Here is a 20428-nt window from a genome sequence, read left to right on the forward strand (position 1 = left end):
TCCTCCCGCGCGCCGTCGCCCCGGTTGCGCTTGGCCCCGGTTGCGCTTGAGGGTGAGGTGCCAGCCTGGAGTTCTGCATTCAAGGACGATAATCTCCGCACCGATCTGCAAATTTGCAGGAATGAGCCTCATGGATTGGGACGACCTGCGCATCTTCCTCCATCTCGCGCGCACAGGGCGCATGTCGGGCGCGGGGCGGGCCTTGGGCATTGACGACACCACGGTGGGGCGGCGGGTGGCGCGGCTGGAGCAGGAGGTGGGCGCGCCGCTCGTGGCCCGCGCAGGCCGGCGTACCGTCATCACCGAGCAGGGCCAGCGCCTCGCCCAGGCGGCGGAAGAGATGGAGGCGGTGGTCCTGCGCAAGATTTCCGGCCTCGGCGAGGACGAGATGCAGGTGGCCGGCCGGGTGCGCATCGGCGCGCCGGAGGGACTGGGGGTGGGCTATCTGGCCGCGCGCCTTGCGCGGCTGACCGCCACCAATCCGCGCCTGGATACGGAACTGGTGGCCCTGCCGCGCGCCTATTCCCTCGCAAGCCGCGAGGTGGACATCGCGCTGACCCTCGACCGCCCGCGCGCGGGTCAGTTGAGCGTGCGCAAGTTCACCGATTACGGCCTGGGCCTTTATGGCACGCAGGCCTATTTCGCGACCCGCCCTTACCCCACCTGCGCGGCGGACCTGAAGGCCCATGTGATGGCGGGCTATATTCCCGACCTGCTCTTCACCAGCGCGCTCGATTTCTCGCTGCTGGCCGACCATGTGGAGGTCACACCCGCCGTGCGCTCCACCAGTGTGATGGCGCAGGTGAATGCGGTGGTGAGCGGCGCGGCGGTGGGCGTGCTGCCGCATTTCCTCGCCGCCGCCCATGCAGAACTGGTGCCGATCCTTCCGCAGGCGCTGCATTTCACCCGCAGCTATTGGATCTCGGTGCATGACGACCTGCGGCGGTTGAACCGCGTGCGGGCGGTCCTCGACGCGCTACAGGCGGCCGCGCGGGAGGACCGCGCGCTTTTCGCGGGGCGCCGGGCGGACGCTACAGATTGTTCAGCCTGAGCTGGCGCAGCAGGGGCACCAGTTCGTTCCGCGCGTGCCGTCGGTGCGCGCGCGCCGCGTGAGCCGCCGCTTCGGGATCGCCGGCCCGTATGGCCTGCGTGATCGCGCCATGGTCCTGCGCCGAGCGGGTGGGCAAAGGGCGCAAATGGAGGGTGAACAGGCGCGCCCGGTGGAGTTGGTCGGTCACCGTGCCCACCATGCGGCCGAGCCGCTCATTGCCGCTGGCCTGCGCCAGCGCATCGTGGAAGGCCTTGTCGGCGCGGGCCCAGGCGGGCCGGTCGGCGGCGGCGAGCGCGGCGTCCATGTCCGCCGTGTGGCGCTCCAGGAGCGCGGCGCTGGCGTGCCGCTCCGGCTCAGCCAGGCGTGCGAGGCGCTCCCCGGCGGCGCCTTCGAGGGCGATGATGACGTCGTAAATGTCCGCGATGTCGTCCGGCGACAGGCCCAGCACCAGGATGCCCCGCTTGGGCAGGATGCGCACCAGCCCCTCCTCCTGGAGGCGCGCCATGGCCTCGTGGACGGGCGTGCGGCTCATGTCCAACTGGCGGGCGATTTCCACCTCGCCGGCCTGGTAGCCGGGCGGATAGGTGTTTTCGAGCACCGCGCGCTTGATGGCCTCATAGGCCTGGTCGGCCAGGTTGGGCTTTGCCACCGCAGCCGGCGCGCGCAGGCGCAAGGGCGCGCCGTTGGCGTCTTGGCCCCCGTCCTTCACCTGCGCCTCTGCCTCTGTGTCCGCCATGGCCGTTCCGCGTTGCCCTAACCTTCCTTCTAGAGCGGCCTCCGCCCGAGCGAAAGCGTCGTCTCCCCCGCGCGCTTGACAGGTTTCATCATCGATGCAAACTTGCATGCAACAAAAAATTCATGGGAGGGACGGGTGCATTCAAGGCTTCTTGCGATGGCGGCCGCTGCTGTCTTTGGTCTTTTCGCGACAGAGGGGCACGCGCAGTCCCGCTATCCGGAGCGGCCCATCACCATCGTCGTGCCCGCCGCCGCGGGCGGGCCGAGCGACACGGTGGCCCGCCTTGTCGCCCAGGCCATGACGCCGAGCCTCGGCCAGCAGATCGTGATCGAGAACAAAGGCGGCGCCGGCGGCTCGCTGGGCGCGGGCGACGTGGCGAAAGCGCCGCCCGATGGCTACACGCTGCTGCTCTACCATATCGGGGTGGCCACCTTCGCTCCGCTCTATCCCAAGCTGCCCTACAAGCCGGAGGAATTCTCCTCCGTCGGTCTCGTCACCGAGGTGCCCATGGTGCTGGTGGGGCGGTCGGACCTGAAAGCCAACACCATGCCGGAGCTGCTGGCGCTGCTGAAGGACAAGGGCACCTCGCTCACCATCGGCACGGCCGGGGTGGGCTCGGTCTCCCATCTGTGCGCGCTGGTGCTCGCCAAGGAGACGGGCGCCAAGTTCGTGGACGTGCCCTATAAGGGCTCGGGCCCGGCCATGCTGGACCTGGTGGGTAAGCGCATCGACCTCATGTGCGACCAGACCACCAACACCGTGAACCAGATCAAGTCCGGCGACATCAAGGCCTTCGGTGTCACCACCCGCGCGCCCATTGCCGCGCTTCCCAACGTGCCGACCCTCGACCAGAGCGGCCTCAAAGGCTTTGAAATCACCGCCTGGCATGCGCTCTGGGCGCCCAAGGGGACGCCGGAGGCGATCCGGCTGAAGCTGTCGGAGGCGCTGAAGACGGCGCTGAAGGACCCCACCGTCATCGACCGCATGGCCTCCCTCGGCACCGTCCCCGTGCCGGACGCCCTCGCCACCCCGGCCGCCCTCGACCGGCAGTTCCGCGCGGAGATCGAGCGGCTCGGCAAGCTGCTGGCGGCTGTCGCCCCCAATTGAGTCTCTTCCCCATTGCAACCTGCGACCCGGATCGTTTCGGAGACCCTGATGAAGACCTATAAGATTGCTGCCATTCCCGGCGACGGCATTGGCGGTGAGGTGATCTCAGCGGGCGTGGAGGTGCTCCACGCTTTGGCGGCGCGGGCGGGCACCTTCTCCTTCGCAGTGGATGAGTTCGACTGGGGCGGGGAATACTATAAGCGCCACGGCCGCATGATGCCGGAGAATGGCCGCGACCAGATCCGCGCCCACGATGCCATCCTGTTCGGCTCCGCCGGGCACCCGGACATTCCCGACCACATCACCTTGTGGGGCCTGCGCCTCGCCATCTGCCAGCCCTTCGACCAGTACGCCAACGTCCGCCCCACCCGCATCCTGCCCGGCATCACCTCGCCGCTGCGGGGCGTTGACGCCGGGAGGCTCGACTGGGTGATCGTGCGGGAGAATTCGGAAGGCGAATATGCGGGCGTGGGCGGACGCGTGCACCAGGGTTCGCCGCTGGAGGCGGCCACCGACGTGTCCATGTTCACCCGCGCGGGCGTCGAGCGCATCCTGCGCTTTGCCTTCCGCCTCGCCCAGTCCCGGCCGCGCAAGCTGCTCACCGTGGTGACCAAGTCCAACGCCCAGCGCCACGCCATGGTGATGTGGGACGAGATCGCCAACCAGGTGGCCGGTGAATTCCCGGATGTCACCTGGGACAAGATGCTGGTGGATGCCATGACCGTGCGCATGGTGATGAAGCCCGAAAGCCTCGACACCATCGTCGCCACCAATCTGCACGCCGACATCCTCTCCGACCTTGCCGCCGCGCTGGCCGGCTCGCTGGGCATCGCGCCCACGGCGAACCTCAATCCCGAGCGCGCCTTCCCTTCCATGTTCGAGCCCATTCACGGCTCGGCCTTCGACATCACCGGCAAGGGCATCGCCAATCCGGTGGGCACCTTCTGGTCGGCGGTGATGATGCTGGAGCATCTGGGAGAGGCGGAGGCGGCCACGCGGCTGATGGCGGCCATCGAGCGCGTCACCGGCGATGCCCGTTTCCACACGCCCGATCTTGGCGGCACCGCCCGCACGGCGGATGTCACCGCCGCCGTCATCGACGCCATCGCAGGCGCCAACGCCTGACACGCCGGCGGGGGGCCTCGCGATCCACCTCCGGGCGGGTCGCGGGGCTTTTTTGTGCGCTGGCGACATTCATTTGAATGTCATCCAACTGACGTCTCACCTTCAATGACCATCCATAGGGTGCGCGCCATGTTCAAATGAACGTGGCGATGGATGGGTATGAACATAACGCCCCGGCAGCATGAAATTGTGGACCGGGCCAAGCGCGGCGGCTTCCTCAATATCGAGGAGCTGGCCGTTCTCTTTGGCGTCACGCCCCAGACCATCCGCCGGGACATCAACCTCCTGTGCGATGCCAATCTGCTGCGCCGTCGGCGCGGCGGAGCGGAGTATCTGGAGGCGCCGCGCGTCAACCTTCCTTACGAATCCCGCCGCATCATCCACCCCGCCGCCAAGGAGGCCATCGGCGCCCATGTGGCCGGGCTCATCCCCAATGGCGCCTCGGTCTCCTTCGGCATCGGCACCACGCCGGAATTCGTCGCCCTGGCCATGCGCGGCCATGAGGACCTCACCGTCATCACCAACAATCTCAACGTCGCCATGGCGCTGAGTGGCCAGCCCTCCAACCGCATCGTGCTGCCGGGCGGGGCGGTGCGCCTGCCGGACCGGGATTTCCTTGGGCCGCAGGTGGAGGCCATGTATCGCGACTACCGCGTGGATTTCGGCATTTTCGGCGTCGCCGGCATCGAGCCCGATGGCACGTTGCTGGATTTCGATCGGGCCGAGGTGCTCGCTCGCCAGGCCATGCGCGAGAGCTGCCGGCGCTCCATCTTGGTGGCTGATGTCAGCAAGCTCGGCCGCCCGGCTCCCGCGCGCGGCGGGCGGCTGGAGGAGGCGGACCTCCTGGTGCTGGACGCGCCGCCGCCGCCCGCCTTCGCGGCCCTGTTCGCGGAAGAGGGCATCCGCTCGCGCCTGCACATCGCCCAGACGGGCGCGGACGGCACGGGAGGAGCCGCATGATCCCGCTCGCCTCGCACGAGGACTTCGTGCGCCTCGACCACGTCACCCGCACCTTTCCCGGCGGCGGCGGAGTGGAGGATCTGTCCCTCAGCGTCCCGCGCGGCAGCTTCACCGTGCTGCTCGGCCCCTCCGGCTGCGGCAAGTCCACCACCTTGCGTCTCATCGCCGGCCTTGAAACGCCCGATCGCGGCCGGGTCGAGATCGGCGGTCGCGACGTGACCGCCTTGCCGCCGGCCGCGCGCGGGCTTTCGGTGGTGTTCCAGTCCTATGCGCTCTTTCCCCATCTCACCGTCGCCGAGAACATCGTCTTCGGCTTGAAAGTGCGGCGGGTGCCGCGCGCGGAGCGGGATCGCAAGCTGAAGGAGGCGCTTCACCTGACGGGCCTCGAAACCTATGAGGACCGCCGCCCCGCCGCCTTGTCCGGCGGCCAGAGGCAGCGCGTGGCGCTCGCCCGCGCCATCGTGGCCGATCATCCGCTGTGCCTGATGGACGAGCCGCTCTCCAACCTCGATGCCAAGCTCCGCCATGCCGTGCGCCAGGACATCCGCGCTTTGCAGCGGCGGCTCGGCATGACCGTGATCTATGTCACCCACGACCAGACCGAGGCCATGGGCATGGCCGACCAGGTGATCCTGCTGCGCAACGGGTGCATCGAGCAGCAGGGCACGCCGGCCGACCTCTACATGACGCCCGCGACCGCCTTTGCCGCCGGCTTTGTGGGCACCCCGCCTATGGCGCTCATTCCAGCTCCCCGCCTGCTGCCGGACGTTGCCGCCGAACGGCATTTGATGGCGGGCGTGCGGGCGGAAGACCTGCGGGTGCGTCCTGCGGGCGAGGGACGCCTCGGCGCCCGCGTGACGGCGGCGGAATTCCTCGGCGCGGAGACCTTCCTCTACCTCACCCTGGAGGGCGGGGAGGAGATGGTCGCCCGCGTCCCCGGCCGCTTCGAGCCCGCAGCCGGGACCACGCTCTCCCTCGATTGGGAGCCGGGCGCGGTCCACGTCTTCGAGTGGGACAGCGGGCGCCGCGTGCCATCCCTCGCCCCGGCCTGAGCCTTTCCCTTCACCCCCTGTACGCGTTCCTCCAACCCCCCGAAGGACACGAACATGAGACGCTTCCTCACCGCCGCCGCCACCGCGGCCGGCCTGCTTGCCGCCACCGTCTCGGCTTTCGCCAAGACCGAATTGACCATGTACTACCCCATCGCCGTCGGCGGCCCGCTCACCAAGGTGATCGACGGCATGATCGAGGGCTTCCAGAAGGACAATCCGGACGTTGCCGTCACCGCCGTCTATGCCGGCAATTATGACGACACCCGCGTCCGGGCGCTGGCCGCCATCAAGAGCGGCAAGCCGGCCCAGCTCTCGGTTCTGTTCTCCATCGATGCCTATGACCTGGTGGAGCAGGGCCTCGTGGTGCCCTTCGAGGACGTGGTGAAGACCGACGACGAGAAGGCGTGGCTGAACGGCTTCTATCCCGCGCTCATGGCCAATAGCCGCGTCGAGGGCAAGACCTGGGGCATTCCGTTCCAGCGCTCCACCATCGTCATGTACTACAACAAGGACATGTTCAAGGAAGCCGGCCTCGACCCCAACAAGCCGCCGAAGACCTGGGACGAGATGGTGGCCATGGGTAAGAAACTCACCAAGGACGGCCGCTATGGCCTGATGGTGCCGTCCACCGGCTATCCCTATTGGATGTTCCAGTGCTTCGCGATCCAGAACGGCAAGGAGCTCATGAGCAAGGACGGCGCCGCCGTTCATTTCGATGATCCGGCCGTGATCGAGGCCCTCCAGTTCTGGAAGTCGCTTGCCACCGAGCACAAGATCTCGCCCGCCGGCCTCGTGGAATGGGGCACGCTGCGCCAGGCCTTCGTGCAGGGCCAGACCGCCATGATGTGGCACACCACCGGCAATCTGACGGCCGTGAAGAACGAGGCCAAGTTCGAGTTCGGCGTCGCCGAGCTGCCCGCCCACAAGCAGCCGGGCTCCCCCACCGGCGGCGGCAATTTCTACCTGTTCAAGAGCGCCACCGAGGCCGAGCGCGCCGCCGCCCTCAAGCTCATCCGCTACATGACCGCGCCTGAGCGGGCCGCCGAATGGTCCATCGCCACCGGCTATGTGGGGGTGAGCCCCGCTGCCTATGAGACGGCCCAGCTGAAGGCCTATGGCGAAAAATTCCCGCAGGCGCTTGTGGCTCGTGATCAGCTCAAGGTGGCCATCGCCGAATTCTCCACCTGGGACACGGCCCGCGTCCGCGAGGCGCTGAACAACGCCATCCAGGCGGCGCTCACCGGCACCAAGAGCCCCGCCGAGGCGCTCAAGGCCGCGCAGACCACCGCCACCCAGTTGCTGAAGCCCTACAGCCACTGAGGATGAGAGCAGGCGCGGAGCCGAAAAACCCGCGTCTTGGTTTCAAGCGAAACTGTCATGCTCGGGCTTGACCCGAGCATCCACGGCCAACCGCTTGAATGGCCGTTGGAGGCTTCGTCCAGGCCCATCCCCGTGGATGGCCGGGACGAGCCCGGCCACGACGGAGACGGGACCGCAAGGTTCTCAAAATGGCTCCGTCGGTCTCAGTCGAACCCTCGCCGGGGGAGGGCGTCTCGCGCTCCCCCGGCTTTCCGGACGATCCCATGCCCTTCCTCCGCGCCTCAGACCCCGCCCCCGACGCGCTCGCCCGGCGCCAGCGGCAGCTCCTGGCCCTCTATGGCTGGATGCTGGTGACGCCGGCTTTGGTGTTGCTGTCCTTGTTCGCGGTGTGGCCGACGCTCGCCACCTTCTGGGGCAGCCTGTTCTCGCGCGGCACGGCACGACGGCCGGCGGTGTTCAACGGCATCGAGAATTATGCCGATCTCATTGCTGACCCGACTTTCTGGACGGTGCTGGGCAACACCCTGATCTATGCGGGCGTGACCATTCCCGCCTCCATCCTCCTGGCGCTGGCGATGGCGCTGTGGGCCGATGCCAAGATCCCCCTGCGCAGCTTCGTGCGCGGCGCCTATTTCACCCCCACCATCCTGCCCATGGTGGCGGCCGCCAATCTCTGGCTGTTCTTCTACACGCCGGGCCTCGGCGTCATCGACACGCTCACCGGCCTTGTCGGCCTGCCGCCCGTCAACTGGCTCGGCCAGCCGCAGACGGCGCTGGGCGCGGTGATCGTCGTGACCGTGTGGAAGGAGGCGGGCTTCTTCATGATCTTCTATCTCGCCGCCCTCCAGACCATCCCGCCGGACCTGAAGGAGGCGGCGCGCGTGGAGGGGGCGGGGCGGCTGACCTATCTGCGGCGGGTGCTGCTGCCGCTGCTGATGCCCACCACCGCCTTCATCTTCATCAATGCGCTGATCAATTCGGTGAAGCTCATCGATCACCTGTTCATCCTCACCAAGGGCGGGCCGAACAACGCCACCAAGCTGGTGCTCTACTGGATCTGGGAAATGGCCTTCTCCTATTTCGACCGGCCCCATGCGGCGGCGCTCACCGTCATGGTGCTGGCGGTGCTGGGCGCGGTGGCGGTGTTCCAGTTCGCCGTGCTCGACAAGCGGATCCATTATCGATGAGCGCCGCCTTTCTCCCCCGCTTGCGCCTCGTTCCGACGCTGGACGCCGCTGGCGCGCTGCTGCTCGCGCTCATCTGGATCGCGCCGCTCCTGTTCGCCGCCTGGGCCTCGGTGCATCCCGCCGGGCAGGCGCTGGATTTTTCCGGCCGTGCGCCCTTCACGCTGGACAATTACCGCGCCGCCTGGGCCGCTGCGCCCTGGTTCGCCTATGCGCTGAATACCCTCGCCCTGGTGAGCTTTACGCTCGCCGGCCAGCTCCTCTTGTGCACGCTGGCGGGCTTCGCTTTCGCCCGCTTTCATTTTCCGGGGCGCGAGGCGCTGTTCGTGCTCGTCCTCTTGCAGCTCTTCATCCTGCCGGAGGTGCTGATCGTGGAGAATTACGCCATGGTCTCGCGCCTCGCACTCATCGACACCATCGCCGGAATGGGTCTGCCTTATGTGGCGAGCGCCTTCGGCATCTTCCTGTTGCGCCAGGCCTTCAAGTCGGTGCCGATGGAACTGGAGGAAGCGGCGCGGGTGGAGGGCTGCTCCTGGCTCGGCGTGCTCTGGCGCGTCTATGTGCCCGCCGCGCAGCCGGTCTATCTGGCCTATGCCCTCGTCTCCGTGGCCACGCACTGGAACAACTTCCTCTGGCCCCTGGTGGTCACCAACACGCCGGACACCCGCCCGCTGACCGTGGGGCTGTCGCTCTTTGGTGCGCCGGAGAGCGGGGTGAACATCTCCATCATCTCCGCAGCCACGCTGATGGTGGTGGCGCCTTTGATGGTGGCCTTCCTGATCTTCCAGCGCCAGTTCATCCAGGCCTTCCTGCGCGCCGGCATCCGATAGAGCATGCGCCGAGCAATGAGATAGAGGGTGATTCACTGAACAGGCGGACTGCACTCCAGAGGGGAGACCCTCCGCCCAGATCCAGTGCTGCGCTCGCGCTTGTAATGGTAAAGCTTTTCAGCGTGCGTCTTCTCTTTCCCGCAAAGTCTTCAATGTAAAGCTGGCGTTGCGCGGTGTCTTCGCGTGCGTTTTCGCCGCAAGGCGGAACCGTCGCGCCGCCCGGCCGTTTCCCTGAGGTCCGCGAAAGGCGGCGCCGGCACACGCCGGGCGCCGCTTCCGGACGGACCGCACAATTCAAGGGAATGCCCCAATGGCTCAGCAGAAGTCGATGAAAGAGGACAATGGTCAGGACAATTCTCTGAATGAATTGTTCTTGGATACCCTCAAGGACATCTATTACGCCGAAAAGCAGATCCTGCGCGCGCTTCCCAAGATGGCCAAGGCAGCCCGCTCCGAGGACCTGAGGAACGCCTTCAAGCAGCACCAGGAGCAGACCGAAGGCCAGATCGAGCGCCTGGAACAGGTCTTCGAGATGCTCGGCAAGGCCGCGCGCGGCAAGCACTGCCCGGCCATCGTCGGCATCATCGACGAGGGCAAGGAAATCATCGAGGATTTCTCCGGCAAGGAAGCGCTGGATGCGGGCCTCCTGGCGGGCGCGCAGGCGGTGGAGCATTACGAGATTTCCCGCTACGGCACGCTGAAGACCTGGGCCCAGCAATTGGGCATGCTGGACGCAGTGCCGCTCTTCGAGGCGACCCTCAAGGAGGAGAAGGAAACCGACGCGCTCCTGACCCGCCTCGCCGGCGCCGAGGTCAACGCCAAGGCGGCGTGACGGCAGACCGCGCCTCCGCACCCGTCCTTCGCCCGGCGCGGGAGGGGTGCGCAGCAGGGATGCCGCCCGTGCCGGGCCTGCGCAGGCTCGGCCAGTCCCTGCGACGCCTCGTCCGCACAGGAGGTCAATATGTGGCTGAAACCCAAGCTGATCGGAGAGAACGAAGCCGACGGGCATGACGTGATGCCCGGATGGTGGGCGGTGGCCGAAGACGGCACGCCGGTGTCCGGTCCCTATCCCAGCCGCGAGGCCGCGGTGGTGGGGATCGGCAAGCGCGGCGCCGACCAGCCCACGGGGCGGCCGGGGGAGGCCGGCCCGCCACCGGAGGAGTGAGGCCGCGCCATGGGGCAGGGCCTCACGAATGGGCCGCTCGGCAGGCGCGCGGCGCATCTTTGCATCGACATGCAGCGCCTCTTCGCTCCCGGCGGTCCCTGGCCAACGCCTTGGGCTCCGCGCATCCTGCCCGCCGTGCTGGCGCTGGTCGAGCGGGCGCCAGCCCGCACCGTCTTTTCCCGTTTCATGCCCCCCGAGACGCCGCAGGACATGCCGGGAGCGTGGCAGCGCTTTTATGAGCGATGGCGGCATCTGACGGGGGAGGTTCTCCCACCGGAAATGCTGGATCTGGTGCCGGAATTGAAGGCCTTCGCGCCGCCCGCCCGGGCCGTGGAAAAGTCGCGCTATTCCGCCTTTTCCGGCCCGCGCTGCTTCCCCGTCCTGCGGCGGCTGGAGGTGGACACCCTGATCCTGTCCGGGGCGGAAACCGATGTGTGCGTACTTGCCACCGTGTTCGACGCGGTGGACCTCGGCTTTCGCACCATCATCGCGCGGGATGCGGTCTGCTCGTCCTCCGACACCGGGCACGACGCCGTCCTCGCCCTGCTGCGCGCCCGCCTGCCGCAGCAGGTTGAACTGGCAGACACCGACGAAATCCTGGCGGCGTGGAGCCCCCTGGCCGAGCCATGATGCCGGCCCGATCTTCTGCCGCGCAACAGTGGAGAGACACATGAACGCACCAGCCCGCCCGCCCATGCCCGCCCAGCAGCAGCCCATGCCCGGCTATACCAACGCCATGTCGCCGCGCCCCGATCATGGCGAGACCAGTTATGAAGGCTCGGGGCGGCTGAAGGGCCTCAAGGCCCTCGTGACCGGCGGCGACAGCGGCATCGGTCGCGCCGTCTGCCTCGCCTTCGCCCGCGAGGGGGCGGATGTGTGCATCGCCTATCTGGAGGAGCACGAGGACGCGGAAGAGACGCGCCGCCTGGTGGAGGAGGCTGGCCGCACCGCTATCCTGTCCGCCGGTGACATTTCCGATCCCCAATTCTGCAAGCGCCTGGTGGATGATGCCGCCGAGGCTTTGGGCGGCCTCGATATCCTGGTCAACAACGCCGCTCATCAGGCGAGCTTCGAGAAGCCGGAAGATATTTCAGACGAGGAATGGGCGCACACCTTCGCGGTGAACGTGCATGCCATGTTCTATCTCAGCAAGGCCGCGCTGAAGCACATGAAGGCGGGCGGATCCATCATCAACACGGCCTCCATCAATTCCGATCAGCCCAATCCGTCCCTCCTGGCCTATGCCACCACGAAGGGCGCCATCCACAACTTCACCGCCGGACTCGCCCAGGCGCTGGGCGCGCGCAACATCCGGGTGAATGCGGTGGCGCCGGGTCCCATTTGGACGCCGCTCATCCCCTCCACCATGCCGGAGGAGGCGGTGCGCACTTTCGGCACGTCCGTCCCCATGGGGCGGCCCGGCCAGCCGGCGGAGCTCGCCACCGCCTATGTGATGCTGGCCGATCCGCGCTCCAGCTATGTTTCGGGAGCAACCGTGGCCGTGACCGGCGGCAAGGCCTTTCTCTGAGGGCGTGACACAGCTGCACCGATCCCTTCCGTACCCATCGGCGGCAGGGGTCGGCGGCAGGGGGCGGCGGCAAGGGTCGGCGGCAAGGGTCAGCGCCGATCGCGCACAATGTGATCACCGCGCGCCGATTACCATTTCCTTGATCCAGTTCACCAGGAGCCGGGTATAGGCGGCGCGGCTGCGCTCATCCGACAGGCCATGGTCCGCGCCGGAAATGATCCGGTAGGTGAGGGAGCGCACCTTCCGGCAGGCGGAGATGTAATTGGCGATGGTCGGGTGGGGGATATAATCGTCGCTCTCGGACTCGACGATCAGCACATCACCGCGAAACTTCGCGCAAGCCCCCAACGCGCGGTTCTCGCGCGGTGAAATCTCCTGCGAGCGGAAGAGGTTGAGGTCGATGCGGTCGATCTTTCCCTTGGGCCGATCCCAATGCTTGTCGCGATAGATGGCGGGCACGCGCAGCGACATCCAGCGCACGGGACGCACCTCTGAGAGAAGAGGGGCGAGATAGGCGCCATAGCTCGAGCCGATCACGGCGATGGCGCGCTGGTCGACGCCCGGCTGCGAGACGAGGAGATCATAGGCGGCGAGTGCGTCCTCGAAATTCTGCCGCGGCGTCACTGTATCGCGCATTTCGCGGGTGGCGGCGTGTCCGCGCAGGTCGAAGGTCAGGCACATGCAGCCCAGCGCCGAAATCTCGGCCGCCCGCCGCAGGTCGCTTTCCTGGCTGCCGGACCAGCCATGCAGGAAGAGGATGCCGGGAACGCCGGTGGCCGGTACCGCGAAGGTGCCGTCCACCATCTCCTCCCCGGCCATGAACTGGACCTTCTCACTCCGCATGGGATCGGGATTCGACGAGCGCGTATTTTGTGAGGGTTCCGACTTCGGGGTCGTCAGCATCGTAATAGACATCGGCCTCTTCAGGCGGGCTTTCGGCGCGCCCATAGACTTCATGACAGGAGGCGACGACGAAGCGCAGGTCGTCATCGCCGGCGAAGGCCCGCAAGGCCGCGATCTCGGCGCCGCTGGCGCCGCCGATGCGCCAGCTCTGTTCCAAAACGCCTGACCGCAAAGTGCCGCGCGCATCGCGGCCGATGGCCACGTCATAGTTCCGGCGCGAGGCGAAGAAGCCCGAAAAATGGTGGTCTGCCGCCGCATCGAAGACGCGAGCCTGTTCCAGCGCCTGGGCCATCTGAGGGGAAAGGGTGGCGCGGGCAAAGGCGGAGAAGCCGCCCCGGGCGCACAGAAGGCGCGAGCCGCCATAGGCGAGGTTGCCGTCATTGTCCTGCGTCGCGTGCTGGGTGCCCACATAGGCGATCTCATGGCCGCCGATGCGCACCCGCCCCACCGAGAAGGTGGTGACGTCCGAAAGGTTGGTCTCCAGCACCAGACCGCTCGCGGCAAGGCTGTCCTGCGGCAGGCGCGAAATGATGGCTTCCGCGTCCAGCGCGTCATGCACCACATGCTGCTGCAATCCGCCATCCGCCCAGCCCGGCTTCAGACGCACGGGGCCGTGGGCCAGAAGGCGATAGAGCGCGGTGCGCGCGTCGCCATTGGTGAAGGCGGAAAAGCCTGGCAAGGCGTGCGCCATCACGGCCTGAGCGAAGTCCGCGCTCCACCCCTTCGGATGGGCGCAGCCGGGACTGGGCAGGGGGTGCACGATGGCTTTTCCCGCCACCACATCATGGGGCACAACGCCGCCGAACAGATCGTCTTCGTCCAAGACGCCGAGCCGTTCGGCCTCCGCAGCGCCCAGGGTCAGATCGGGGACGAGGTACCGCTCGCCCTTGCGCAGGCCGCGCCCGGCCAGAGGCGCGAGAGCTTGGGCGAGAGCGGCGATGCTGCGGCTGCGATGGCCAGACTGGTTCAATCCCCCCGACGGGTGGTGGACGATGCGCCGGCCTCCTTCGGGTGAGGGGAAAAGAGGGCTTTTGTCCTGGCTCCGGCTCGGCATGAAGGGGCTTGTCCAAGGGGTGGGGCGCATTGCGCGGTCTCCTGATCGCAGGGTCAACGCGGGGCTTCCCTGTGCGTTCCCCCTGCCTTCATGCTGCGCGCCACGCACCCGACCTCACTGGCGCACCGGCGCATTGCCAGGCTCGGCGGGCGCCGAGGACTGGGCGGGCATGGCCGGGTCAGACGGCGCGGGCGCGCGTTCGGGAGACGGGTCGATGGTGCGCGTGGTGGGGATGAGAGCCATGATCATCCCCAGCACGAAGACGAGAAAGGCGGCCGCGATGATGATGTTCTTGAGGTTCATGTTCCTTGCCTTTCCCCGTGCCGTGCCGCCGGATCCGGCGGACTGGGTGCCTGGGTTTCTTTGGGGTCTAATCCACGCCCGCCCGGACCATGGCGAGCGGAGCGCGCCGTGCGCGGGACGTCAGCTTGCGTCTTCACCGGGCAAACGGCGCCCGGTTTCCTGCCGGCGGCGACGGCGCTGCCAGGCGCCATAGATGATGAAGCCCAGGAGAATGGCGGCCCCGCCCACCACGCCGAAAAAGTAGATGCCCGCTGCTGCGTCGCTGGCCTCAGACCAGTTCATAAGAGTTCCTCCGTTTGGGCCGCCAGCGTTGCGGCGGTGCGTCGGCTTGCTACCGAGGCAACGGGAGGGGGGCGGCTTGGTTCCTGCGCGCGGGGTGCGTTGCGCCGTCCAGGTCGGCGCGCCTCAGGTGCTTTCGCGGATCAGCGTGGCGAGCAGCGTCGCGCGGCGCATGGGCGAGCGGTAGCGCTTCAGAAATTGCGAAAAGCGGCTCAGCGTGCCGTCCTCGAACGCCTCCACCACCGCCGGCAGGACATAGCTCTTGCGGCAGATGGCCGGCGTGTTGTGCAGGGTTTCGGCGGCGATGCGCACCGCCTCCAGGATTTGCGCATTGCGCCGCCGGTCGCTGGCTGCCGGCTCCCGGACGGCCAATTCCTCCAGCACCCTTGCGGAAGCGACCAGGGTGCGGAAATCCTTGAGCGAGACCGGGATGCCGGACACCTGCTTGAGATAGGCATTCACATCCCCCGCCCGCACCGGCCGCACCTCGTCTTGGGCGTTGCGATACTGGAACAGACGCCGCCCCGGCAATTGGCGCAAGGCCGCCACCAGGGACAGGAAGCGGGGATCTGCGATGGCGCAGACCACCTTCCGGCCGCCCTTGGCCTGGAAGCTCAGCTCCAGGCCCTGCGGCTTGTGCCGCAGGTTGGATTTCAGCAGCGTCGCTGCGCCGCGCGTGCCGCGCTCCCTGGCATAGGCTTCCTCGCCCGGCCGGATGGCGGTGAGGGTCACCAGTTCCACCACGCCCGCCAGAGCCAGCAGACGGGACCCCACCGGGGCTGAGAGGTCGCGGGCGACGCGTCGGCGGATGCGGGGCAGGGCCTCGGCGAAACGGGCGAGCCGTTCAGCCTTCAACTGGCCGCGCACCGCTTCCCAATCGGGGTGATAGCGATATTGCACCCGCCCTGCCGCATCGCGCCCGACCGCCTGGAGATGGGCGCGCGGATGGGACGCGAAGCGCACATCCGCATAGGCGGGCGGCACCGCAAGGGCGGCGAGCCGCGAAATCAGGTCCTTGTCGGTGATGGGCTTTCCCGTGCCATCGAAATAGCGATAGCCCCGCCCGCAGCGGCGCCGGGTGATGTTCAGCGTGTCTCGCCGCACCATGACGAGGCCCGCCGCGCGGGCAAGCTGGGCCGTGGTGCGCGCCCGCGCCTTGCGCGACGTCGGCTTGCTGGGTGTCGGATTGGCCACCGGCGGCTTCCGCTGTGCGGGGCTGCTGGGTGTGACGGTGGATGGCAGGGCGGGGCGTTCGGGCCGGGCGGAAAGGGAAGCAGGGTGCAAGGGCATCGGACGGCATCATCCTTCGGGATGGAGCGATGCGCCTGCGGAAAATCGGGCCGGCTGATCCTCCCCCGTGGCAGAGCAACGCGCCGCTGGCGCGCCTGTTCCTGCCCGGCGGGGGAACGGGAAGCTACAAGCCGGCATTCCCCTTTTGTCGCTAGAAAAGGAATCGACCCATGACCGAAACGCCCAATCCCGCGCCGCGCGTGCGCCATGCCGTGGACAGCGGCGAGACACGCGACAAGATCCGCTATTCCGACCCGGCCGCCGCTCCGCTTGGCACCGACGACGAGGCCGCTGGCCTGCCGCCGCGCGTGGACGGACCGCCGGAAAAGGGCGACCGCATCGCCGACGGCGACACGTCCATGGGCGAGCTCTATGAGCCCGAAAGCGAGGAGGACAATCGCGCCCCCGCGACCGCACCGCCCAGCTGGCGCACCTGGGGCTTGATCGCTGCGGGCATTCTGGTGTTCGGCATCGCCGTGGCGACACTTGCCGGCTGAGCGCACCGCAAGGACGTGTCGCGGCCCCCTCAGCGCCGCTGACGGCCGTCCTTCTGCTCGCCCACCAAAGCGGCGGTGTCTCCAAAGGTCGGTGCGCTGCCTGCGGCGAGGTTGGTGGCCGCAAGAAGAAAACGGATGGGAAACCGTACGCCTTCCGCCTGTGCCGGAGAGAGGTTGCGCGCTTGCGTCTCCTGCCGCGCCGCCAGGTCCGCCTCCTGCAGCGCGGTCTCGATCTCCTGCTGCGTCAGAAGTCCCTTCCGCCGAGCGGTCTCCAGCAGGCGCGATATGGCCAGGAGCAGGCCCTCGAGCTGCAGGTTGGCTGTATTCATCAGCGGCTCCGTCCTTCCGAAACATGCATTGGGTAATCAGAACCAAACGGAGACGATGCCGTAGGGTTCCAAATATCATTGCCAAACCAAGAATGATTGGAACTTCACCCGGCGGTGAAGATTGAGACCTTTGTTGATCCTCCCGTCGCCGGGTCCGTTTTCCCCTGTCGCGCCGAAGCGGGACCTGCGGGGATCCGGTCCATGTTCAATGCGTCAGAGGCATGCGACCGGTCGCACGCGGGCCTCCAAGGGCGCGCGGCGGTTGGCCTGTGCCGGAATGCGGAGTGGAAAAGTGAGCGCTGACAAACTGCGCGTGGCCCTTGTTGGCGTCGGCAATTGTGCCTCCTCCCTGGTCCAGGGGCTCGTCCACTACCGCACCGCCAGCGCGGGCGCCTCCATACCGGGCCTGATGACCGCCGATCTCGGAGGCTACGAGGTCGGGGACATCGAGATCTGCGCCGCCTTCGACGTGTCCGCTGCCAAGGTAGGGCGCGACGTGAGCGCGGCCATCCACGCGCCGCCCAACAACACCCATGTCTTTGCCGACGTTCCCCCTCTCGGCGTCACCGTCTCCCGGGGCCCGACCCTGGATGGCATCGGTCGCTACATGACCGATCTCATAAAAGAGGCGCCCGAGCCACCCTGCAATGTCGCGCACGTGCTGCGCGAGAGCGGCGCGGACGTGATGGTCTGCTACCTGCCGGTGGGCTCCGAGCGGGCGGCGGAATGGTATATGGAACAGGCGCTTGAAGCCGGATGCGGCGTCGTGAACTGCCTGCCCGTCTTCATCGCGTCGCGGCCGGAATGGCGGGCACGCTTCGAGGCGCGGGGGCTGCCCATCATCGGCGACGATATCAAGAGCCAGGTGGGCGCCACCATCGTTCACCGCATGCTCGCCACCCTCTTTTCCGAGCGCGGCGTGCGGCTCGACCGCACCTACCAGCTCAATGTGGGTGGCAATGCGGATTTCCAGAACATGCTGGAGCGCGATCGGCTCGCCTCCAAGAAGATTTCCAAGACGCAGGCCGTGACCAGCCAGTGCCCGCAGCCCTTGCCGGAGGGCGACGTGCATGTGGGGCCAAGCGACTATGTGCCCTGGCTCACCGACCGCAAGATCGCTTTCATCCGCCTGGAGGGTACCGCCTTCGGCGGCGTGCCGCTCTCCGCCGAGGTGAAGCTGGAGGTGTGGGATTCGCCTAACTCCGCCGGCATCGTCATCGATGCGGTGCGCTGCGTGAAGCTGGCTTTGGATCGGGGCATAGGCGGGGCTCTCGTTGGGCCATCCAGCTATTTCATGAAATCCCCGCCCGAGCAGTTCACCGACGCCGAGGCGCGCGAGCGGACCCAGCGCTTCATCGCTGGCGCCGACCAGATGCCGGTGCCGCTGAGGCGCCCGGCGTGAGCGTCATCCTGCTGGTGCGCCACGCCGCCCACGACAACGTGGGGAAGTTCCTCGCCGGGCGCATGCCGGGCGTGCATCTCGGGGAGGCGGGCCGCGCCCAGGCGCAGCGTCTGGCGGCGCGGCTGAAGGGGGAGGGGCTTGAGCGCGTCCATTGCAGCCCGCGCGAGCGCACCCGCGAGACCGCCGGCGCCATCGCGGAGGCCTCTGCCCTGCCCGACCCCATCATGGCCGCGGCGCTCGATGAGATCGATTTCGGACGCTGGTCCGGGCACGATTTCGAGACGCTGAACCGCGACCCCGACTTCTGCCGCTGGAATGCGGAGCGCGCCACCGCCCGCACCCCCGCCGGCGAAAGCATGGGGCAGGTGCAGGCACGTGTGGTCGACCATCTCGACCAGGTGGCGCGGCACGCCAGCGCCGCGCCCTTCGCCCTCGTGACCCATGCGGATGTGATCAAGGCAGCGGTGTGCCACGTGCTCGCCTTGCCCCTCGATGCTTGGTGGCGGTTCGACATCGCGCCCGCTTCCATCACCCGCCTGGAGACCGGCCCGCAGGGCTATCGGCTGGTGGGCCTCAATGACGTTGTCTGGTGACGGCCAAGGAGGATGCACACGCCATGAGCCTGTCCAGCGAGGAGATACGCAACCGGGTCACCGCCCTCGGCCCCTGGTTCCACAATCTCGAGCTCAACGGCGTCCTGACGGCGCCGAACCATTTTCTCGGCGACTATCCGCGCATGAAGTGGCGCCACTTTGCGCAGGCCATTCCCGCCGATCTGTCGGGCCGCACGGTGCTGGACATCGGCTGCAATGGCGGCTTCTACAGCCTGGAAATGAAGCGGCGGGGCGCGCAGAGCGTTCTGGGCATCGATTTCGACGAAGCCTATCTGGCGCAGGCGCGCTTCGCGGCCGAGGTGACGGGTCTTGATGTCGCCTTTGAGAAGATGTCCGTCTATGACGTGGCGCGGCTCGGTCGGCGCTTCGACATGGTCCTGTTCATGGGGGTGCTCTATCACCTCCGCCATCCCCTGCTGGCGCTCGATCTGGTGCGCGAGCATGTGGTGGGAGACCTGATGGTGTTCCAGTGCATGCTGCGCGGAAGCGCGGCGGTGGCCCCGGTGCCGGCGGACGCGCCCTTCTCCGCGACCGCGCCGTTTGAGCGGGACGACTATCCCCGCCTTCATTTCATCGAGCATCGCTATGCCGGCGATCCCACCAATTGGTGGGTGCCCAATCGCGCCGGCATCGAGGCCATGCTGCGCTCCTCCGGCTTCGAGATCGTCGGCCATCCAGAGGAGGAGGTCTATCTGTGCCGTCGCGGCGGTGCGCCCGCGGGCGAAGGCGCGGTCTATCCGGCGCGAGGAGGGCAGGCATGATCGAAGCGGCGATGATCTGGAACGAGCCGAACAACAAATCCCATTGGGACCCCGAACTGGACCCCGACTGGACCCTCTTTGCCCGCATGGCGAGTCTGGCGGGCGATGCCATCGCCGCCGAGAATTCTCACATCACGCGCGTGCTGGGCGGCATTTCCCCCATCGATCCCGGCTTCATGCGCAACATGCAGGCGCGCGGCGTGCTCGACCATGTGGACGCGGTAGCTGTGCACGGTTTTCCCCTGGATTGGAATCTCTGGCAGATCGACGCGTGGCCGACCCGCATCGCGGAGATCGCGGAGGTCACGCATCTGCCGGTGTGGGTGAGCGAGGTGGGCGTCTCCAGCTTCGGCGCGGACGAGGTGCAGGCCTGGGGTCTTCAGCGCACCGCAGAGTTGCTGGTCGGCGCCGCGCCGCGCCTTCACTGGTATTCGCTGTTCGACCTCCCGCAGGCCTGGGGCGCCACCACGCGGCACAAGGAGGCGGAAGGCTCCTCCTATTATCGGCATTTCCACATGGGCCTCATCCGCGCCGATGGCACGCCGAAGCCGGCGCTGGATGTGTTCGCGCGCCACGCCCATGCGTTCGGCCTGGTGCAATGGTTCCATTTGGAGGACCCGCGTCTTGATGATGCGGTAGAGTGGATGAGGCGCCTGGGGGTCCGTCACCTGCGCACCGGCCTGTCATGGGCCGACAGTCTGAGGCCCGGTGCGGAAGCCTTCTATGATCGCATGATGGAGGCCCTGGAGCCGTTTGACGTGACGGTCACCTTCTGCTTCACGCCGGAAAGCCGGGGGCTTGCGCCCCACCACACCAGCCCCCCGGCAGTGGCCGAGGAGTTCGCGGACTTTTGCGGGCGGATGATCCGCCGCTATGCCCCGGCGCGGGCGTTGCGTCCGCCGTCCCTTTTCGCCATTCCCTCCCTCTGAGGCTGGCGG

24 protein-coding genes are annotated in these 20428 nt (G+C 67.6%); 17 read left to right on the forward strand and 7 right to left on the reverse strand.

What is annotated here, in order from left to right; genetic code table 11:
- The first annotated feature begins 130 nt into the window (after positions 1 to 130).
- The gene (locus J5J86_RS15015) at positions 131 to 1051 is read left to right on the forward strand and encodes a LysR family transcriptional regulator (RefSeq protein ID WP_209099368.1); all 921 of its coding nucleotides are present in this window, start codon (positions 131 to 133) and stop codon (positions 1049 to 1051) included.
- On the opposite strand, the gene J5J86_RS15020 is transcribed toward J5J86_RS15015, so the two are convergent.
- Positions 1032 to 1787: a GntR family transcriptional regulator gene (locus tag J5J86_RS15020; protein WP_209099370.1), complete on the reverse strand. Its 756-nt coding sequence runs from the start codon at positions 1785 to 1787 to the stop codon at positions 1032 to 1034. The two genes, J5J86_RS15015 and J5J86_RS15020, sit on opposite strands and share 20 nt — an antisense overlap.
- Positions 1788 to 1943: 156 nt before the next feature.
- Between J5J86_RS15020 and J5J86_RS15025 the strand changes: the two genes are divergently transcribed.
- The 11 genes from J5J86_RS15025 to J5J86_RS15075 all read left to right on the forward strand — a co-directional run bounded on the left by J5J86_RS15025 (position 1944) and on the right by J5J86_RS15075 (position 12058).
- Positions 1944 to 2894, forward strand: a complete 951-nt coding sequence (locus J5J86_RS15025; RefSeq protein ID WP_209099372.1) for a tripartite tricarboxylate transporter substrate-binding protein — start codon at positions 1944 to 1946, stop codon at positions 2892 to 2894.
- 48 nt (positions 2895 to 2942) lie between these two features.
- Entirely contained in the window at positions 2943 to 4019 is a 1077-nt protein-coding gene (locus tag J5J86_RS15030; protein ID WP_209099374.1) for a tartrate dehydrogenase, read from the forward strand.
- 159 nt (positions 4020 to 4178) lie between these two features.
- Positions 4179 to 4979, forward strand: a complete 801-nt coding sequence (locus J5J86_RS15035) for a DeoR/GlpR family DNA-binding transcription regulator (RefSeq protein WP_209099376.1) — start codon at positions 4179 to 4181, stop codon at positions 4977 to 4979.
- Positions 4976 to 6031 (forward strand): ABC transporter ATP-binding protein, encoded by a 1056-nt coding sequence (locus J5J86_RS15040; protein ID WP_209099378.1) that lies wholly within the window; start codon positions 4976 to 4978, stop codon positions 6029 to 6031. Before J5J86_RS15035 ends, J5J86_RS15040 begins: the two co-directional genes overlap by 4 nt.
- 54 nt (positions 6032 to 6085) lie before the next feature.
- Complete coding sequence (locus J5J86_RS15045; RefSeq protein ID WP_209099380.1) at positions 6086 to 7351, forward strand: ABC transporter substrate-binding protein; 1266 nt, start codon at positions 6086 to 6088, stop codon at positions 7349 to 7351.
- Between the two features lie 263 nt (positions 7352 to 7614).
- A complete protein-coding gene (locus tag J5J86_RS15050; protein ID WP_209099382.1) occupies positions 7615 to 8538 on the forward strand; it encodes a carbohydrate ABC transporter permease in 924 nt (307 codons plus the stop codon).
- Entirely contained in the window at positions 8535 to 9365 is an 831-nt protein-coding gene (locus J5J86_RS15055; protein ID WP_209099384.1) for a carbohydrate ABC transporter permease, read from the forward strand. The genes J5J86_RS15050 and J5J86_RS15055 overlap by 4 nt, the downstream gene beginning before the upstream one ends.
- A 328-nt stretch (positions 9366 to 9693) precedes the next feature.
- Positions 9694 to 10197, forward strand: coding sequence for a YciE/YciF ferroxidase family protein (locus tag J5J86_RS15060; protein ID WP_209099386.1), 504 nt, complete (start codon positions 9694 to 9696; stop codon positions 10195 to 10197).
- A 129-nt stretch (positions 10198 to 10326) separates the two neighbouring features.
- Positions 10327 to 10530, forward strand: a complete 204-nt coding sequence (locus J5J86_RS15065; protein ID WP_209099388.1) for a hypothetical protein — start codon at positions 10327 to 10329, stop codon at positions 10528 to 10530.
- Between the two features lie 9 nt (positions 10531 to 10539).
- Positions 10540 to 11160, forward strand: a complete 621-nt coding sequence (locus tag J5J86_RS15070; RefSeq protein ID WP_209099390.1) for a cysteine hydrolase family protein — start codon at positions 10540 to 10542, stop codon at positions 11158 to 11160.
- Positions 11161 to 11200: 40 nt separating this feature from the next.
- The gene (locus tag J5J86_RS15075; protein ID WP_209099392.1) at positions 11201 to 12058 is read left to right on the forward strand and encodes an SDR family oxidoreductase; all 858 of its coding nucleotides are present in this window, start codon (positions 11201 to 11203) and stop codon (positions 12056 to 12058) included.
- Positions 12059 to 12172: 114 nt separating this feature from the next.
- Here J5J86_RS15075 and J5J86_RS15080 read toward each other — a convergent pair whose 3' ends face one another.
- The 5 genes from J5J86_RS15080 to J5J86_RS15100 all read right to left on the reverse strand — a co-directional run bounded on the left by J5J86_RS15080 (position 12173) and on the right by J5J86_RS15100 (position 15887).
- Positions 12173 to 12901 carry an alpha/beta hydrolase family protein gene (locus J5J86_RS15080; protein WP_209099394.1) on the reverse strand — a complete coding sequence of 243 codons (729 nt, stop codon included), beginning with the start codon at positions 12899 to 12901 and terminating at the stop codon, positions 12173 to 12175.
- Positions 12891 to 13931 (reverse strand): DUF3182 family protein, encoded by a 1041-nt coding sequence (locus J5J86_RS15085; protein WP_209099396.1) that lies wholly within the window; start codon positions 13929 to 13931, stop codon positions 12891 to 12893. The genes J5J86_RS15080 and J5J86_RS15085 overlap by 11 nt, the downstream gene beginning before the upstream one ends.
- A gap of 198 nt (positions 13932 to 14129) precedes the next feature.
- Positions 14130 to 14318 (reverse strand): DUF948 domain-containing protein, encoded by a 189-nt coding sequence (locus J5J86_RS15090; RefSeq protein ID WP_209099398.1) that lies wholly within the window; start codon positions 14316 to 14318, stop codon positions 14130 to 14132.
- Between the two features lie 120 nt (positions 14319 to 14438).
- Complete coding sequence (locus J5J86_RS15095) at positions 14439 to 14600, reverse strand: hypothetical protein (protein ID WP_209099400.1); 162 nt, start codon at positions 14598 to 14600, stop codon at positions 14439 to 14441.
- A 123-nt stretch (positions 14601 to 14723) separates the two neighbouring features.
- Positions 14724 to 15887 carry a DNA topoisomerase IB gene (locus J5J86_RS15100; RefSeq protein ID WP_209099402.1) on the reverse strand — a complete coding sequence of 388 codons (1164 nt, stop codon included), beginning with the start codon at positions 15885 to 15887 and terminating at the stop codon, positions 14724 to 14726.
- 170 nt (positions 15888 to 16057) lie between these two features.
- Between J5J86_RS15100 and J5J86_RS15105 the strand changes: the two genes are divergently transcribed.
- Positions 16058 to 16384, forward strand: a complete 327-nt coding sequence (locus J5J86_RS15105; protein WP_209099404.1) for a hypothetical protein — start codon at positions 16058 to 16060, stop codon at positions 16382 to 16384.
- A 29-nt stretch (positions 16385 to 16413) separates the two neighbouring features.
- Here the strand turns inward: J5J86_RS15105 and J5J86_RS15110 are convergent, their stop codons facing one another.
- Positions 16414 to 16713 (reverse strand): hypothetical protein, encoded by a 300-nt coding sequence (locus J5J86_RS15110; RefSeq protein ID WP_209099406.1) that lies wholly within the window; start codon positions 16711 to 16713, stop codon positions 16414 to 16416.
- A gap of 277 nt (positions 16714 to 16990) precedes the next feature.
- Here J5J86_RS15110 and J5J86_RS15115 point away from each other — a divergent pair, with 277 nt between their 5' ends.
- The 4 genes from J5J86_RS15115 to J5J86_RS15130 are packed head-to-tail and all read left to right on the forward strand — an operon-like array spanning position 16991 to position 20419.
- The gene (locus J5J86_RS15115; RefSeq protein WP_446698619.1) at positions 16991 to 18115 is read left to right on the forward strand and encodes an inositol-3-phosphate synthase; all 1125 of its coding nucleotides are present in this window, start codon (positions 16991 to 16993) and stop codon (positions 18113 to 18115) included.
- Positions 18112 to 18708: a histidine phosphatase family protein gene (locus J5J86_RS15120; RefSeq protein ID WP_209099409.1), complete on the forward strand. Its 597-nt coding sequence runs from the start codon at positions 18112 to 18114 to the stop codon at positions 18706 to 18708. The genes J5J86_RS15115 and J5J86_RS15120 overlap by 4 nt, the downstream gene beginning before the upstream one ends.
- Positions 18709 to 18731: 23 nt before the next feature.
- The gene (locus J5J86_RS15125; RefSeq protein WP_209099411.1) at positions 18732 to 19490 is read left to right on the forward strand and encodes a TIGR04290 family methyltransferase; all 759 of its coding nucleotides are present in this window, start codon (positions 18732 to 18734) and stop codon (positions 19488 to 19490) included.
- The gene (locus J5J86_RS15130; RefSeq protein WP_209099413.1) at positions 19487 to 20419 is read left to right on the forward strand and encodes a beta-xylosidase; all 933 of its coding nucleotides are present in this window, start codon (positions 19487 to 19489) and stop codon (positions 20417 to 20419) included. Before J5J86_RS15125 ends, J5J86_RS15130 begins: the two co-directional genes overlap by 4 nt.
- Positions 20420 to 20428 lie beyond the last annotated feature (9 nt).

Origin of the sequence: Aquabacter sp. L1I39 (genome assembly GCF_017742835.1) — a bacterium.
GTDB lineage: Bacteria > Pseudomonadota > Alphaproteobacteria > Rhizobiales > Xanthobacteraceae > L1I39.

Coding starts and splice junctions, on each gene's coding strand:
- J5J86_RS15025 (WP_209099372.1), top strand. CDS start 1,944: ATGGCGGCCGCTGCTGTCTTTGGTCTTTTCGCGACAGAGGGGCACGCG.
- J5J86_RS15110 (WP_209099406.1), bottom strand. CDS start 16,713: ATGAATACAGCCAACCTGCAGCTCGAGGGCCTGCTCCTGGCCATATCG.
- J5J86_RS15055 (WP_209099384.1), top strand. CDS start 8,535: ATGAGCGCCGCCTTTCTCCCCCGCTTGCGCCTCGTTCCGACGCTGGAC.
- J5J86_RS15125 (WP_209099411.1), top strand. CDS start 18,732: ATGAGCCTGTCCAGCGAGGAGATACGCAACCGGGTCACCGCCCTCGGC.
- J5J86_RS15095 (WP_209099400.1), bottom strand. CDS start 14,600: ATGAACTGGTCTGAGGCCAGCGACGCAGCAGCGGGCATCTACTTTTTC.
- J5J86_RS15030 (WP_209099374.1), top strand. CDS start 2,943: ATGAAGACCTATAAGATTGCTGCCATTCCCGGCGACGGCATTGGCGGT.
- J5J86_RS15070 (WP_209099390.1), top strand. CDS start 10,540: ATGGGGCAGGGCCTCACGAATGGGCCGCTCGGCAGGCGCGCGGCGCAT.
- J5J86_RS15065 (WP_209099388.1), top strand. CDS start 10,327: ATGTGGCTGAAACCCAAGCTGATCGGAGAGAACGAAGCCGACGGGCAT.
- J5J86_RS15020 (WP_209099370.1), bottom strand. CDS start 1,787: ATGGCGGACACAGAGGCAGAGGCGCAGGTGAAGGACGGGGGCCAAGAC.
- J5J86_RS15090 (WP_209099398.1), bottom strand. CDS start 14,318: ATGAACCTCAAGAACATCATCATCGCGGCCGCCTTTCTCGTCTTCGTG.
- J5J86_RS15045 (WP_209099380.1), top strand. CDS start 6,086: ATGAGACGCTTCCTCACCGCCGCCGCCACCGCGGCCGGCCTGCTTGCC.
- J5J86_RS15080 (WP_209099394.1), bottom strand. CDS start 12,901: ATGCGGAGTGAGAAGGTCCAGTTCATGGCCGGGGAGGAGATGGTGGAC.
- J5J86_RS15060 (WP_209099386.1), top strand. CDS start 9,694: ATGAAAGAGGACAATGGTCAGGACAATTCTCTGAATGAATTGTTCTTG.
- J5J86_RS15115 (WP_446698619.1), top strand. CDS start 16,991: ATGCGGAGTGGAAAAGTGAGCGCTGACAAACTGCGCGTGGCCCTTGTT.
- J5J86_RS15015 (WP_209099368.1), top strand. CDS start 131: ATGGATTGGGACGACCTGCGCATCTTCCTCCATCTCGCGCGCACAGGG.
- J5J86_RS15040 (WP_209099378.1), top strand. CDS start 4,976: ATGATCCCGCTCGCCTCGCACGAGGACTTCGTGCGCCTCGACCACGTC.
- J5J86_RS15050 (WP_209099382.1), top strand. CDS start 7,615: ATGCCCTTCCTCCGCGCCTCAGACCCCGCCCCCGACGCGCTCGCCCGG.
- J5J86_RS15100 (WP_209099402.1), bottom strand. CDS start 15,887: ATGCCCTTGCACCCTGCTTCCCTTTCCGCCCGGCCCGAACGCCCCGCC.
- J5J86_RS15105 (WP_209099404.1), top strand. CDS start 16,058: ATGACCGAAACGCCCAATCCCGCGCCGCGCGTGCGCCATGCCGTGGAC.
- J5J86_RS15035 (WP_209099376.1), top strand. CDS start 4,179: ATGAACATAACGCCCCGGCAGCATGAAATTGTGGACCGGGCCAAGCGC.
- J5J86_RS15075 (WP_209099392.1), top strand. CDS start 11,201: ATGAACGCACCAGCCCGCCCGCCCATGCCCGCCCAGCAGCAGCCCATG.
- J5J86_RS15130 (WP_209099413.1), top strand. CDS start 19,487: ATGATCGAAGCGGCGATGATCTGGAACGAGCCGAACAACAAATCCCAT.